Below are 14661 nucleotides of genomic sequence, written 5' to 3' on the forward strand. Positions count from 1 at the left end.
GCGTTTGTGCGAGTGCCAGGGCCGGTGGGAGTACGGGTTCCGGTTTCGACTCCGATTCTGTCTCCGGTCCGGCTTCCGGCCCCGGCGGTTCAGGCGCGGGTGCCGAACCGCCCGGGACCGGCCCTGCGGCGGCGTGCGCCGGGACCGGCGCTGCCGCGACCGGCCTGCCCCGGCGGTTCAGGCGCGGGTGCCGAACCCGTACACCGTCTCCGACCGGAACACCTGACCCGGCCTCAGTTCCGTCGACGGGAACCGGGGCCGGTTGGGGGAGTCCGGGAAGTGCTGGGTCTCCAGGGCGATCCCGGCGCCGGGCGCGAACGGCAGCGTCGCGTCGAAGTGGTCGGCGGTGTACAGCTGGAGACCCGGCTCGGTCGTCGCGACGGTCAGCGTCCGCCCCGACGCCGGGTCGTGCAGCTCGGCGACCTCCACCGGCGCCTCGGTGACCCCCTTGTCGAGCACGTAGTTGCGGTCGTGGCCGAGCCCTGGCTTCCGCGGCTCGCGGAAGTCGAAGGCCGTCCCCGTCACCTCGGTGAACTCCCCGGTCGGGATGAGATCCCCGTCCGCCGCGGTGAACCGCGAGGCCGCGATCCGCACCTCGTGCCCGCCCGCCGCGTCACCGGAGCCCGCGCCGCCCAGATTCCAGTACGAGTGGTTCGTCAGGTTCACGACGGTCGGTGCGTCGGTCACCGCCTCGTACGCGATCCGCAGCGCCCCGCCCTCGTCGAGCGTGTACGTCGCCGAGACCTCCATGCGCCCCGGGAAGCCCTCTTCGCCGTGCGGGCTCACCCGGTGCAGGCGCACACCGTGCTCCAGCCGGTCCGCGTCCCACACGCGCTTGTCGAAGCCGCGCTCGCCGCCGTGCAGCGCGTTCGTCCCGTTGTTCTGCGCCAGGTGGTGGAGCCGGCCGTCGAGCGGGAAGCGGCCGCCCGCGATCCGGTTCGCGTACCTTCCGACCAGCGCGCCGAGGAAGGGACCCGGGTGGGCGAGGTACCCGTCCAGTGAGGGGAACCCGAGTGCCACATCCGCCGTGGCACCGGCCCGGTCGGGAACCTCCGCCGACTGCACGATCCCGCCGTACGTCAGGACGCGCACCCGCACCCCGTCGCGTTCGAGGGTCCAGCGGTGGACGGGTGTGCCGTCGGGGAGCGTGCCGAAGAGTTCGCTGCGCATGTTCGAGACCCTACGCCCGGGAGCCCCGGCTCAGGTGATCGGCTCCTTCGCCGTCACCCGGCGGTACGCCATCGCCGCGAGCCGCGACTGGCCGTCCTTGCTGGGGTGGAACCAGTCCCAGTGACTCAGCTGCCGCCCGTCGAACCGGTAGTCGAAGACCGCCCCGCCGTCGTACCGGCACCGACGGTCCTTCGCGCACACGTCCCGGAGCACCTCGTTGTACGCCACCACGCGGTCCTGCACCGACGCCCGGCGCCGCGTCGCCGCCGCGGCGAGATCGTCCGGGTCGGCCAGCATCGACGAACAGATGCCGAGTTTCCACACCTGCTTGCCCAGCGGGTTCGTCCGGCCCGCCGACCACAGGCGCTTGAGGTCCGGCACGCTCGACACATACACCTGTGCTGTGGGCACCTCGCGCCGCAGCGTGCGCATCGCGTCCTCGAAGTCGGCGCGGAACGCGTCGACCGGCGTCATCGAGGCGGGTGTCGGCCGGCACGCGTCGTTGGCTCCCGCCATCACCGTGACCAGGCCCGGCGACACCGCGGCCGCCTGCTCCATCTGCGCGGGAAGGTCAGCCATACGGGCGCCTGTGCGCGCGTAGTTCCAACTGTGCGTGGCCGCTCGGTCCTTCCCGAGGAGCCGGACCGCGAGACTGCGCACCGAGGTGTCGGAACCGGTCGCCCACGAAACCTCCGGGCAGTCCGTGAGGACCGAGCAGGCGTCGAAGCCCCGGGTGATGGAATCGCCCACGGCGGCGATGGAGCGCGGGCTCGTGTCCCACGTCGGAGTGGGCTTCGGGGACGGCTTCGTGCCGGCCGTACTGCCCTTCGGCCCCGGGGAGTTGCCGCCGATCGCGTCGCACGCGGCGAGGCCCGCGGCGCCGAGCAGAACCGCCGTCACACCGGCGACGGCGGCCTGGACGGCAGCTGACCGATGGCTTCGGTTCCGCATTCCATCGTCCTCTCTCACCGCTCCTGGCCGCTGCCGGCGCCTCTGTCGTCGAACGTGACGCCGTGCACCGCGCCGCGGTTGAGTCCCCGCGGGTGAAACGTCGGCGTTTGAGGGCACCGGGACCGACGGTACGTCACACTCCTTGCGCCGCCACACGGTAGCCTCGCCCCGTGGCGGCCCGGCCACTGCTGTCACCGGCAGCGACAGCACGGTCGGCCGATCCGATGCAACCCCGCAGGACAGCTTCCGCTAAATTACATCACGTCACATCTGTCCCTTTTTTCCTGGTTCCCCTGGTTCAACCGGTCTTTGGGGAAAACTGCTCGGCACGGGCGCGAGGCCGCCGGAGAAGGCGAACCTCGTCCCACACTGGAGGTCCCGGTGACGACACGTGGAGTTCTGTACGTGCACTCCGCACCGCGCGCGCTGTGCCCGCACGTCGAATGGGCAGTCGCGGGCGTGCTCGGCGCGCGCATCAACCTCGACTGGATCCGCCAGCCGGCGGCGCCGGGAACGTGGAGATCCGAGTTCTCCTGGCGCGGTGAGGCGGGCACCGCCTCCAAACTGGCGTCCGCGCTGCGCGGCTGGCAGCTCCTGCGCTTCGAGGTGACGGCGGAGCCCTGCCCCACGGCCGAGGGCGAGCGCTACAGCGCCACCCCCGAACTGGGCATCTTCCACGCCGTCACCGGCATCCACGGCGACATCCTCATCCCCGAGGACCGGCTGCGCGCCGCGCTCGCCCGCTCCAAGGGCGGCGAGACGGACCTGGAGGCCGAACTCGCCAAGCTCCTCGGCAAGCCCTGGGACGACGAGCTGGAATCCTTCCGCTACGCGGGCGAGGGCGCCCCCGTGCGGTGGCTGCACCAGGTGGTGTGAGGCGTTTCGATGTAGTGGTTCGCAGTGGTTCGCAGTGGCCGAATGGCCGAACAACCGAGTACCGAACAGCCGGAGGGGCCCCCACCGTGATGGTGGGGGCCCCTCCGGCTACGTGCGTGTACGCGCGGGTCAGACCGAGCGGAACGCCAGCACGACGTTGTGTCCGCCGAAGCCGAACGAGTCGTTCAGCGCCGCGATGCGGCCCTCGACGGGCAGCTTGCGAGCCTCGCCGCGGACGATGTCGGCGGCAGCCTCCGCCTCCGGGTCGAGGTTCTCGACGTTGATCGTCGGCGGAGCCACCCGGTGGTACAGGGCGAGCACCGACGCGACCGACTCGATACCGCCGGCGCCGCCGAGCAGGTGGCCCGTCATCGACTTGGTGGCGGAGACCGCCATGTGGTCGGTGTCGTCGCCGAAGACCTGGCGCAGCGCCTTCAGCTCGGCCACGTCACCGGCCGGCGTCGAGGTCGCGTGCGCGTTCACGTGCACGATCTCGGCCGGGTCCAGGTCGGTGTTGTCGAGCAGGTTCTGCAGGGCCTGCGAGATGCCGCGGCCGCCCGGCTCCGGCTGGACGATGTCGTGGCTGTCGGCGGAGATGCCCTGGCCGACCGCCTCCGCGTAGACGCGGGCACCGCGCTTGGCGGCGTGCTCGGCGGACTCGAGGACCAGGACACCGGCGCCCTCGCCGAGGACGAAGCCGTCCCGGCCGACGTCGTAGGGACGCGAGGCGCCCTGCGGGTCGTCGTTGTTCTTGGACATCGCCATCATGTTGCCGAACGCGGCGATGGGCAGCGGGTGGATGGCGGCCTCGGTGCCACCGGCGACCACGACGTCCGCACGGCCCGTGCGGATCATCTCGATCGCGTAGCCGATGGCCTCGGCGCCGGACGCGCAGGCGGAGACCGGGGTGTGCACACCCGCGCGGGCGTTCACGGCCAGGCCGACGTTGGCCGAGGGGCCGTTCGGCATGAGCATCGGGACGGTGTGCGGGGAGACGCGGCGTACGCCCTTCTCCTTCAGCACGTCGTACTGGTCGAGGAGCGTCGTCACGCCGCCGATGCCGGAGGCGATGACCGCGCCGAGCCGGTCGGGGGCGACGGCGGGGTCCTCACCGGCCTTGTCGGTGTAACCGGCGTCGGCCCAGGCCTCCTTGGCCGCGATCAGCGCGAACTGCGCCGAGCGGTCCAGGCGACGGGCCTGCGGGCGCGGGATGATCTCGGTCGGTTCCACGGCGATCTGCGCCGCGATGCGAACCGCCTGGTCGGCGGCCCACTCCTGTTCGAGGGGGCGGACACCGGAACGACCGGCGACCAGACCCTCCCAGGTGGACGTCGCGTCGCCACCCAGCGGTGTGGTTGCGCCGATACCGGTGACGACCACGGTGCGATTGGTCGGGCTCACAGGAATTCTTTCTCCAACGGATGCGAGGGATTCAGCGGCGCCACCGCCGGGTGGCGGAGCGGCAGCACTAGGCGAGTTGTTGATCAGGCCTGGTGCTTGACGATGTAGTCGGTGGCGTCACCGACGGTCTTGAGGTTCTTGACGTCGTCGTCCGGGATCTTGACGTCGAAGCGCTCTTCGGCGGCGACGACGACCTCGACCATGGACAGCGAGTCGACGTCCAGGTCGTCGGTGAAGGACTTGTCCAGCTGGACGTCCTCGACCGGGATGCCGGCGATCTCGTTCACGATCTCCGCGAGACCGGCGACGATCTCTTCCTGAGTGGCGGCCATGTTGGCGCTCCTTCTTATGTATCCAGAGGGTGTGGCGGCGTTCTTGCCCGGAGTGATCCGGACGGTCTGCCTAGGGGAGGGTAACGACCGTGGCGGCGTAGACGAGACCCGCCCCGAAGCCGATGACGAGGGCGGTGTCGCCGCTCTTCGCCTTCCCGGTCGCCAGGAGCCGCTCCATCGCGAGCGGAATCGAGGCGGCCGAGGTGTTGCCGGTGGTCTCGATGTCACGGGCGACCGTGACATGCTCCGGCAGTTTCAGAGTCTTCACCATCGAGTCGATGATTCGCATGTTTGCCTGGTGCGGAATGAAGACGTCCAGGTCGTCCGCGCTGATCCCGGCCGCGTCCAGCGCCTGCTGGGCGACCTTCGCCATCTCGAACACGGCCCAGCGGAACACCGCCTGGCCCTCCTGCGTGATCGCAGGGAACTTGATGTCGCCCTTGCTGTCGAGCGGCAGCTTCGACACATCACCGACGCGGAACTCGTCCCACGGCACGGTCTGCTTGATCGTCTCGGACTTGTCGCCCTCGGAACCCCAGACGGTGGGGCCGATGTGAGGCTCCTGGGAGGGGCCCACGACGACGGCGCCGGCGCCGTCACCGAACAGGAAGGCCGTCGCGCGGTCCTCCAGGTCGGTCAGGTCGCTCAGCCGCTCCACGCCGATCACCAGCACGTACTCGGCGCTGCCCTCGACGACCATGCCCTTGGCGAGGGTCAGGCCGTAGCCGAAGCCCGCGCACCCGGCGGAGATGTCGAACGCGGCCGCCTTGGCGGTGCCGAGCTTGTCCGCGATCTCGGTGGCGATGGCCGGGGTCTGCTTGAAGTGCGACACGGTCGACACGACCACGGCGCCGATCTGCTCCGCGCTGATCCCCGCGTCCGCGATGGCCTTGCCGGAAGCCTCGATCGACATCGCCGCCACGGTCTCCGAGTCGGAGGCCCAGTGGCGCGTCGCGATGCCCGAACGGGAGCGGATCCACTCGTCGGACGAGTCGATCTTCTCGAGGATCACCTCGTTCGGCACGACCCGCGTCGGCCGGTAACCGCCGACGCCCATGATGCGCGCGTACGGGGCGCCCTGACTGGGCTTGATCTTCGACATGCTCTCGGGGCTCCTTGTCAGGCCGTCTGCGTGTCCGCCGCGGCGGAGGAGTGCTCGGCGATCAGGGCGCGGGCTGCGTCGAGGTCGTCGGGGGTCTTGAGGGCGAGGGTCTTCACACCGGGCAGGGCGCGCTTGGCGAGTCCGGTGAGGGTGCCGCCCGGGCACACCTCGACGAGCGCGGTCACGCCGAGCTCCTTGAAGGTCTCCATGCACAGGTCCCAGCGGACCGGGTTGGCCACCTGGCCGACCAGGCGCGAGACGACCTCGGCACCGGTGGAGACCGTCCGCCCGTCCTTGTTCGACACGTACGCGACCGTGGGGTCGGCGGGCATCAGGGCCTGGGCGGCCTCGTCCAGCTTCGCCACCGCGGGAGCCATGTGGCGGGTGTGGAACGCGCCGGCCACCGTCAGCGGCACGACCCGGCGTACGCCCTCGGGCTTGTCGGCCTCGAGCGCGGCGAGTTCCTCAAGGGTGCCCGCGGCCACGATCTGGCCGGCGCCGTTCACGTTCGCCGGGGTCAGACCCAGCTTCTCCAGGTGCGCGACGGTGACCTCCGGGTCGCCGCCGAGCAGGGCGGACATACCGGTCTTGGTCACGGCGGCCGCATCGGCCATGGCCAGGCCCCGCTTGCGCACGAGCTGGAGGGCGGCGGTGTCGTCGAGAACCCCGGCGAAGGCCGCCGCGGTGATCTCACCGACGCTGTGGCCCGCGACGGCGTCAGGAGTGATGTCGCCGAGCGCGGCGGCGGACAGGATTCCGGCCGCGACGAGCAGAGGCTGAGCGACGGCCGTGTCGCGGATCGCGTCCGCGTCGGCCTGCGTGCCGTAGTGGGCAAGGTCGAGCCCGATGGCGTCCGACCACGCGGCTACGCGGTCTGCGGCACCGGGGAGGTCGAGCCAGGGAGTCAGGAAGCCGGGCGTCTGGGCGCCTTGGCCGGGAGCGACGAGTACGAGCACTCTCACACTCTCTCTTGTGGACGGCCACGGCCGCCCGTGGGGACAGGGACGAAGAACCGAAGGGGGAATTGTAGACCCCCGACAAACGACTACGACTGAGGATCTGCGTCGGCCAGGCGCCCCAGGATCAGCGCGATCCGCAGCGTGAACGCCGACCTGACATCGGAGGGTGACCAGCCGGTGACGTCCGTCACACGTCGGAGCCGGTAGCGGACGGTGTTCGGGTGGACGAAGAGCATTCGGGCCGCTCCTTCGAGACTGCTCGCCTGTTCCAGATAGACGCTGAGCGTTTCCAGAAGTGCCGAGCCGGCTTCCTCGAGCGGTCTGTAGATCTCCTCCACCAACTGCTCGCGCGCGGCAGGGTCACTCGCGATCGCCCGCTCCGGAAGGAGATCATCCGCCAGAACGGGGCGCGGAGCGTCCTGCCACGCCCCGCACGCCTTGAGTCCGGCGGCCGCGGCCTGTGCCGACCTGGTGGCGGCGAGCAGGTCCGGCACCACGGGGCCGGCCACCACAGGCCCCGCCGCGTACGGGCCGATCAGCGACTTCGCGACCTGGAGCGGATTGTTGTTGCCGCCCGCGATGACGACGAGACGGTCCCCGAGCACCCCGGTCAGGACCTGGAGCTTGGCGTGCCGGGCGGCCCGTCGGATCGCCTCGACCGTCAGCTCGCTGTCCCCTTCGGGAGCGGTGCCGAGCACCACGCACACGTGCTCCGGCGAATTCCACCCGAGCGCCGCGGCCCTGCTGACGGCACCCTCGTCGGCCTCGCCCGAGAGGACCGCGTTGACCACCAGGGACTCCAGCCGGGCGTCCCACGCCCCTCGCGCCTCGGCCGCCTGCGCGTAGACCTGGGCGGTCGCGAAGGCGATCTCCCGTGCGTAGACGAGCAGTGCCTCACGCAGGATCGACTCGTCGCCGGGCGCCGCCACCTCGTCGATCGCGGACTCCATGACCTCGATGGTCGTGCGGACCATCTCCACGGTCTGGCGCAGCGTGATGGCTCGGGTCAGCTCGCGCGGCGCGGTGCCGAACACGTCGGTCGAGATCGCCTGGGGGGCGTCCGGGTGCCGGAACCACTCGGTGAAGGCTGCGATACCGGCCTGCGCGACCAGCCCGATCCAGGAGCGGTTCTCCGGTGGCATCGCCCGGTACCACGGCAGCGTCTCGTCCATGCGCGTGATGGCCTGCGCGGCGAGGCTCCCGGACGACTTCTCCAGGCGCTTCAGGGTCGCGGAGTGCGGGTGGGGGTTCGCACGGTGGTCGCGATGGTCCGGGGCTTCGTTCGCTGAGGGTTCGGGCACGGGGACAAGACTGCCTTATCGGGACGGCTCAGCGGAGTGGAGGGTGCAAGGTGGCCGCGCGGACGTCCCCGTCCCGGGGTCTACCGTGTACGGCGTGATGGATGTACGTCGCTCCGGCGACCGGTACCCCGGCGGCGAGCCGGACGCCGGAATCGAGTCGTTCCACGCCTTCTCCTTCGGGCCTCACTACGACCCCGACAACCTGCGCTTCGGGTCGATCCTGGCCTGCAACGAGGAGCGCCTCGCCCCGGGCGCGGGGTTCGACGAGCATCCGCACAGCCACACCGAGATCGTCACCTGGGTCGTCTCGGGCCGGCTCACCCACCGCGATTCGACAGGGCACGAGTCCGTGGTCGCTCCGGGCGACGTGCAGCGCCTCAGCGCGGGCGGCGGGGTGCGTCATGTCGAGCGCAACGACGGCCCCGACCCGCTCGTCTTCGTCCAGATGTGGCTCGCCCCTCTGGAGCCGGGGGGCGACCCGGTCTACGAGGTCGTGCACGGCATCGCCGACTCCACCCCCTACGACGTGCCCGAGGCCGGCTCACTGCTGCATGTGCGCCGCCTCGGACCGGGGGAGCGAGCCGCCGTCCCCGACGCGGCCCAGGTGTACGTCCATGTCGTCCACGGCGAAGTGGTGCTCGGTGGTGAGGAGTTGGGCCCGGGCGACTCGGTGAGGATCGCCGGGGAATCCGGTCTCGAGGCCGTGGCGTCAGGACCGGCGGAACTGCTGCTGTGGGAGATGGCCGCCGGCTGAGGTCCCCCTTGCGGACGGCCGCGCGCCCCTCGGGCGCGATCCCTCACGCCCGACCCCTCACACGTCGGCGAGCACCGCGTCCGTGAAGGGGGGCCACACCTCGGCCGCCCACGGCCCGAAGGCCCGATCGGTCAGCGCCACACACGCGACACCCGCCTCGGGGTCGACCCACAGGAACGTGCCCGACTGCCCGAAGTGCCCGAACGTCCGCGGCGACGACGAACTGCCCGTCCAGTGCGGCGACTTGGAGTCCCTGATCTCGAACCCGAGCCCCCAGTCGTTCGGGTTCTGGTGCCCGTACCCCGGCAGTACGCCCTTGAGGCCCGGGTACTGCACGGTCATCGCCTCGGCGACGGTGCGGGGATCGAGCAGCCGGGGAGCCTGCACCTCGGCGGCGAATCGTGCCAGGTCGTCCACCGTCGACACCCCGTCCTTGGCGGGTGAGCCCTCCAGGGTGGTCGAACTCATCCCGAGGGGTTCGAGAACCGCTTGGTGGAGATACTCCGCGAACGGGATCTCCGTCGCCTTCGCGATGTGGTCCCCGAGCACCTCGAACCCCGCGTTCGAGTACAGCCGCCGGGTGCCGGGCGCCGATGTCGCCCGGTGCTCGTCGAAGGCGAGGCCGGAGGTGTGCGCGAGGAGGTGGCGCACCGTGGAGCCCTCGGGTCCGGCCGGGTCGTCGAACTCGATCGCGCCCTCTTCATAGGCGACGAGGGCCGCGTAGGCGGCGAGCGGCTTGGTGACCGAGGCCAGCGGGAAACGGTGGGCCGTCGGGCCGTGCGCCCCGAGGACCGTGCCGTCCGCGCGGACGACGGCTGCGGCGGCGGTCGGTACCGGCCAGTTCTCGATCATCGCAAGGCTCTGCATGGCCACGAGCCTAACGGGCCCCGCGTAGACGCCCTCCTACGCCCACGGTCAGGGCCGAACCGTCGCGCGGGCCGCGTCACGTCGGCGCACGCCGTCCGGAATTCCTCCCCGATGCGCTTGCTTCGAGTGCACTTCAACGTTCTAGCGTGGGGGCATGACGGTGATGGAGACCACCCCCGCACCCAGCAAGGCCGACGTCTGCGCACCGGGCCCCACCGCTCACCCGCGCCCGGACGGCCAGGACCACTACACGATCAGTGAGGTCGTGGCCTTCACCGGACTGACCGCCCACACGCTGCGCTGGTACGAGCGGATCGGGCTGATGCCTCACATCGACCGCTCGCACACGGGTCAGCGCCGCTACAGCAACCGCGATCTCGACTGGCTCGCCTTCGTCGGCAAGCTGCGGCTGACCGGGATGCCGGTCGCCCACATGGTGCGCTACGCCGAACTCGTGCGGGTCGGTGAGGACACGTTCGAGGAGCGCCGCGAGCTTCTCGAATCGACGCGCAGGGACGTGCTGTCCCGGATCGCCGAACTCCAGGACACCTTGTCCGTACTCGATGTCAAGATCGACTTCTATGCGGGCGCCCGACGGGCGTCGGAGAGGGCCTGAACCGTATGAGCAGCACGGAACAGAAGCAGCACACGGGGGAGCCGCAGCGGATTTCCACTGTGGAATTGGGAAACAACGGGCCCTTGGTGGGCGTGCAGGGCCTCGGCTGCATGGGCATGAGCTGGGCCTACGGTCCGACGGACGCCGACGAGGCGCGGGCCACCCTGGAGCGGGGCCTGGAACTCGGCGTCACTCTGTACGACACCGCCGACGCCTATGCCGCCGGCGAGAACGAGAAGTTCCTCGCCCCCTTCCTCAAGGCACACCGTGACGAGGTGGTGCTGGCCACCAAGTTCGCCCTGGGTGTGGACCCGAGCGACCCCACGAAGCGCGTCATCAACAACGATCCCGCGTACATCCGCGCCTGCATCGACGCCAGCCTTCAGCGTCTCGGCGTCGACACCATCGACCTGTACTACATGCACCGCCGCGATGTGAACGTGCCGATCGAGGAGACCGTCGGCGTGATGGCCGAACTCGTCGCCGCCGGCAAGGTCAAGCACCTCGGCCTCAGCGAGGTCACCGGCGGCGAACTGCGCGCCGCCCAGGCAGTCCACCCGATCGCCGCCCTCCAGTCCGAGTGGTCGCTGTTCAGCCGCGACATCGAGAAGGAGGTCGTGCCGACCGCCGCCGAACTGGGCGTGGCCCTCGTGCCGTACTCGCCTCTCGGGCGCGGCTTCCTCACCGGTTCCTTCGTCAGCGCCGACAAGGAACTCGATCCGGACGACTTCCGCCGCCAGCAGCCCCGCTTCACCGGCGACAACGCCGCCACCAACGCGGCTCTGCTCGAGCCGGTGCGCCAGGTCGCCGAGGCCCATGGCGCTTCCCTCGGCCAGATCGCCCTGGCCTGGGTGCAGCAGCAGTCGCAGGCCTTCGGACTCCCCGTCGTCCCGATCCCCGGCACCCGCAAGCGCAGCCGCATCGAGGCGAACGCCGCGGCCACCCGCATCACCCTCACCGACGACGAACTCGCCCTGGTCGCCCCCATCGCTTCCCAGGTCGCGGGCAACCGCTACGCCGACATGACCTTCACCTCGGCGGGGCGCGAGTAACACCCGGGAGCCACCTGCCCGGTCCGTCGCCGGGGGCATCCCCTGCCCCGGCGGCGACCGGCCGGCACCTCACGCGAGCCCCAGGGCGAACGCGGCGAACCCCGCTGCCAGCAGCCCGGCCAGCACGCGCCGCACATGAGTCGCCCGCTTCCAGGGAGCCTCGAAGCCCCGCGTGTACCTGCCGATCAGCACGAGCAGCCCCGCGAAGACCGGAAGCCAGGCGATCCTCGCTGCTATCCAGCCCAGCGAGTCCGGACTCGTCGTCAGCCCCGGTATCGCGCCGGCGAAGGAACCCGGTATCGCCGTTGCCAGCAGCGCCGTCTGATGCCAGCAGAGGATCGTCATCGCCGAGAGGTTGATGACGACGACCGGTGCCCACAGCGCGGGCCGCCGCAGCAGCCTGCCGATCCGGTCCCGCAGGAGCATCGCCGCACCGCTCTGCGCGGCCGCCAGCGCGAGCACCAGCAAGGACGGCGGATGGGAGTTCGTCCGCGCCTCGCCCGGCACGCCCACCATCGACTCCGGGTAGTGGAACGCGAGGAGCAGCGTCGCGAACAGGGCGGCGCCTCCGATCAACAGCGCCCACGCGCCACGCCTGCCGATCCTCTTCTCGCCCCAGCAGACGCCCAGCTGGTAGGCGAACATCCAGCCGGGGAGCAGATTGAGCAGGCTCAGCCAGGACGGCATGGCGTCCGCGTACGGCCCGTACCGCAGGAAGTCGATCAGGGCCACGGACCCGAGCAGCGGTGCCGCCGCCCACGCCCCCAGCCTTCGGGCGGCGCGTACGCAGTACGGCGTGAGCGCGGTGATCACCGTGTAGACGCCCACGAACCACAGCGGCTGTATCACCAGCGTCGATCCTGTGTGGAGGGTTTGCTCCGGCACCCCGAGCGTGTACAACGCGGGGATCAGCGCGGCGCATACCGCCGTCACCCCGAGGACCGGGCGGCCCAGGCGAGCCAGCCGGCCACGCAGCCAGGCGCTCGTCGACCCGCCCGCCTCCAGCGTCCGGCGGTACGACAGAACGGATGCGTAGCCCCCCACCAGGAAGAAGATGCCGAGCATCTGCAGCACCCAGCTGATCGGGGCGAGGAATCCGAAGGAGGACAGCGGGCTCGCGTTGTGCAGCGCGCCCTCGCCGTCGCGTGAGAAGCCGCCGAGGAGCCAGTGGCCCATGGGCACGGCGAGCAGGGCGAGCGCGCGCAGACCGTCTATCGCCCGGTCCCGGTGGGCCGGTGTCCTCGCGTCGATGGCGGACGCGGTCCTGCGCAGGTTCGCGATACTCATGACGTGGCTCCGGTGGCGATGAGAGTGAAGGCGCGCAGCGAGTCCGTGCCGGGCTCGAAGTAGCCGGTGTGACCCTCGGCGTGGTGGGCCGGAATGCGGCGGGCGCCGAAGGAAGGGTCGGTGGGGTCGGTGCCGTGGCCCAGGCCGAACAGCTCGACGTTCGGCACACGGCCGATCCAGTCGCTGTCGTCCCGCGCGGCCCAGACACGGGCCTCGGTGCGCAGATCGGCCACCGTGTCGGCGCGCAGACCCGGGGAGCCGAGCACCACGAGGTCGGACGCGGGCAACCGGTTGGCGGAGAGCCCACAGACCACCGATCCGTAGCTGTGGCAGAACACTGCGGGACGGGGCGCGCCCGAGGCCGTCAGACCTTGGACGAAGCGGGTCAGCCTCGGCGCGCCCGCCTCGGCGAGCCGGCCGGTGGCGGCATCGGGTCCCAGGCCGACCGGCGTCGTGTACCCCACCCACGCCACGACCGCAGTGCGGCCGCCCGACGCCTCGTACAGCGAGCGAGCCATCCCCGCCGGGGTGCCGTACGGGTCCTTGGCACGGTCGAACGAGCTCAGGTCGATGTCCGAGCCGGGCACGACGACGGAGACATGCTCGGCGGTTGCCAAGTCCCCGAACACCTCGGCCACCTGGCCGCGACCGCGCGGGTCGAAGGCAAGTATCTGCCGTCCGTGCTCCAGGAGTTCGGTGTATCGCGTGACGAGGAAGCGAGCCTGCGCGTGATCCTGAGACGTGAGCGACGCGTCCTTTGTTCGCGCCCGGACTCGGTCGCGCTCGGCCTTCAGCGCACGGACGTTGGCCTCGTAGCGAAGGCCCACCGGAGCGCCGTCCAGATTGCCGACCACGGTCGGATGCCGCTCGACCAGTTCCTGTCGCCGGGCGTCGTCCAACCCGCGGAAGAATGCTGCCACCTGGGCCGGCTTCGCAGTCGCCGGATCGGGCAGCTCGACACCGAGCGCATGGTCCGCACGCCACGATGCCGCACCGGGCGGCGGCCCGGTGAGAGGGCTCTGCTCGCTGCCGACGGCCCAGCCCGTCGTGCCCGCCACGACGGTCGTCGTGAGCGCGGCGGCGACCAGTGTCCTACGGCCGCGTTGTTTCCATGAGCGCAGGCGCATCGCCCGTCTCCCCTCCGTCCGGTGGCGTGACGAGGGGAAGGTAGGGAGACGACGCACGGCTCCACGTCACACCGGGGAGCCAACTCTCGGGTGATACCCGGGTATTCGGAGGTGCTACTCAGGTAGGGGGTGCGCAGCGAAGGCCCGCGCCGACCTGGGTGCGGCGGGTGATACCGGAGCCCGAGCCTACGGTGCGCCGGGCGTGACGAGACCGGTCTCATAGGCGAAAATCACGGCCTGCGCCCTGTCTCGCAGCCCCAACTTCGCCAGCACACGGCCGATATGGGTCTTCACGGTCTGCTCCGCGAGCACCAGCTTCTCCGCGATCTCCTGGTTGGACAGACCCCGGGCGATGAGTTCGAGGACCTCGGTCTCGCGTGGCGTCAGACAGTTCAGCTCCGGCGAACGGTCCCTGCGGCCGGACGGGCGCTGCCTGGCGATGTCCTCGATGAGCCGGCGCGTGACCGTCGGGGCGAGCAGGGCCTCTCCGGCGGCCACCACGCGCACCGCGGCGATGAGATCGGCCGGCGGGGCGTCCTTGAGGAGGAAACCCGAAGCGCCGGCGCGCAGCGCCTCGTACACATAGTCGTCCACGTCGAACGTGGTGAGCATCAGGACCTTGGGTCGGTGGATCACGCCCGGTGGAGGGTCGAGGAGCGCGCGGGTCGCGGCGATCCCGTCCATCTCGGGCATCCGCACGTCCATGAGGACGACATCGGGATGTGTGGTCCGGCTGACCTCGACACCTTGCTTGCCGTCCGGAGCCTCGCCCACGACGTCGATGTCGCTCTGCGCGGCCAGCAGCGCGGCGAACCCCGCTCGCACCATGGCCTGGTCGTCGACAATGATCACGCGGATGGTCATGC

Annotated in this window: 15 protein-coding genes; 4 read left to right on the forward strand and 11 right to left on the reverse strand. The window is 70.8% G+C overall.

Features of this window, described 5'->3' with window-relative positions:
- Positions 1 to 177: 177 nt before the first annotated feature.
- Both ACFC96_RS14365 and ACFC96_RS14370 read right to left on the reverse strand, forming a co-directional pair.
- On the reverse strand, positions 178 to 1170 hold the full coding sequence (locus ACFC96_RS14365; protein ID WP_376612461.1) for an aldose epimerase family protein: 993 nt from the start codon (positions 1168 to 1170) through the stop codon (positions 178 to 180).
- Between the two features lie 30 nt (positions 1171 to 1200).
- Positions 1201 to 2121, reverse strand: a complete 921-nt coding sequence (locus ACFC96_RS14370; RefSeq protein ID WP_376263019.1) for an SGNH/GDSL hydrolase family protein — start codon at positions 2119 to 2121, stop codon at positions 1201 to 1203.
- Positions 2122 to 2502: 381 nt separating this feature from the next.
- Between ACFC96_RS14370 and ACFC96_RS14375 the strand changes: the two genes are divergently transcribed.
- Positions 2503 to 2997 (forward strand): DUF3145 domain-containing protein, encoded by a 495-nt coding sequence (locus ACFC96_RS14375; protein ID WP_376263016.1) that lies wholly within the window; start codon positions 2503 to 2505, stop codon positions 2995 to 2997.
- A gap of 129 nt (positions 2998 to 3126) precedes the next feature.
- Here the strand turns inward: ACFC96_RS14375 and ACFC96_RS14380 are convergent, their stop codons facing one another.
- From ACFC96_RS14380 to ACFC96_RS14400, 5 genes are all read right to left on the reverse strand, one after another.
- On the reverse strand, positions 3127 to 4398 hold the full coding sequence (locus tag ACFC96_RS14380) for a beta-ketoacyl-[acyl-carrier-protein] synthase family protein (RefSeq protein ID WP_376612463.1): 1272 nt from the start codon (positions 4396 to 4398) through the stop codon (positions 3127 to 3129).
- An 83-nt stretch (positions 4399 to 4481) separates the two neighbouring features.
- Positions 4482 to 4730, reverse strand: coding sequence for an acyl carrier protein (locus ACFC96_RS14385; RefSeq protein ID WP_100591921.1), 249 nt, complete (start codon positions 4728 to 4730; stop codon positions 4482 to 4484).
- Positions 4731 to 4800: 70 nt separating this feature from the next.
- Positions 4801 to 5832: a ketoacyl-ACP synthase III gene (locus ACFC96_RS14390; protein ID WP_116502273.1), complete on the reverse strand. Its 1032-nt coding sequence runs from the start codon at positions 5830 to 5832 to the stop codon at positions 4801 to 4803.
- Between the two features lie 17 nt (positions 5833 to 5849).
- On the reverse strand, positions 5850 to 6788 hold the full coding sequence (locus ACFC96_RS14395; protein ID WP_376612465.1) for an ACP S-malonyltransferase: 939 nt from the start codon (positions 6786 to 6788) through the stop codon (positions 5850 to 5852).
- A gap of 89 nt (positions 6789 to 6877) precedes the next feature.
- Positions 6878 to 8092 carry a CdaR family transcriptional regulator gene (locus ACFC96_RS14400; RefSeq protein ID WP_266670200.1) on the reverse strand — a complete coding sequence of 405 codons (1215 nt, stop codon included), beginning with the start codon at positions 8090 to 8092 and terminating at the stop codon, positions 6878 to 6880.
- 97 nt (positions 8093 to 8189) lie between these two features.
- Between ACFC96_RS14400 and ACFC96_RS14405 the strand changes: the two genes are divergently transcribed.
- Positions 8190 to 8846, forward strand: a complete 657-nt coding sequence (locus tag ACFC96_RS14405) for a pirin family protein (protein ID WP_376263116.1) — start codon at positions 8190 to 8192, stop codon at positions 8844 to 8846.
- Between the two features lie 57 nt (positions 8847 to 8903).
- On the opposite strand, the gene ACFC96_RS14410 is transcribed toward ACFC96_RS14405, so the two are convergent.
- Positions 8904 to 9713, reverse strand: coding sequence for a serine hydrolase domain-containing protein (locus ACFC96_RS14410; RefSeq protein ID WP_376612467.1), 810 nt, complete (start codon positions 9711 to 9713; stop codon positions 8904 to 8906).
- Between the two features lie 154 nt (positions 9714 to 9867).
- Between ACFC96_RS14410 and ACFC96_RS14415 the strand changes: the two genes are divergently transcribed.
- Positions 9868 to 10329: a MerR family transcriptional regulator gene (locus ACFC96_RS14415; RefSeq protein ID WP_376612469.1), complete on the forward strand. Its 462-nt coding sequence runs from the start codon at positions 9868 to 9870 to the stop codon at positions 10327 to 10329.
- Between the two features lie 5 nt (positions 10330 to 10334).
- A complete protein-coding gene (locus tag ACFC96_RS14420) occupies positions 10335 to 11381 on the forward strand; it encodes an aldo/keto reductase (RefSeq protein ID WP_376612471.1) in 1047 nt (348 codons plus the stop codon).
- A 69-nt stretch (positions 11382 to 11450) separates the two neighbouring features.
- Here the strand turns inward: ACFC96_RS14420 and ACFC96_RS14425 are convergent, their stop codons facing one another.
- From ACFC96_RS14425 to ACFC96_RS14435, 3 genes are all read right to left on the reverse strand, one after another.
- Entirely contained in the window at positions 11451 to 12668 is a 1218-nt protein-coding gene (locus ACFC96_RS14425) for an acyltransferase (protein WP_376612472.1), read from the reverse strand.
- Complete coding sequence (locus tag ACFC96_RS14430) at positions 12665 to 13795, reverse strand: alpha/beta hydrolase (protein WP_376612474.1); 1131 nt, start codon at positions 13793 to 13795, stop codon at positions 12665 to 12667. The genes ACFC96_RS14425 and ACFC96_RS14430 overlap by 4 nt, the downstream gene beginning before the upstream one ends.
- 186 nt (positions 13796 to 13981) lie before the next feature.
- Positions 13982 to 14659: a response regulator gene (locus ACFC96_RS14435; protein WP_376262993.1), complete on the reverse strand. Its 678-nt coding sequence runs from the start codon at positions 14657 to 14659 to the stop codon at positions 13982 to 13984.
- Positions 14660 to 14661 lie beyond the last annotated feature (2 nt).

Origin of the sequence: Streptomyces sp. NPDC055955, assembly GCF_042270245.1 — a bacterium.
GTDB lineage: Bacteria > Actinomycetota > Actinomycetes > Streptomycetales > Streptomycetaceae > Streptomyces.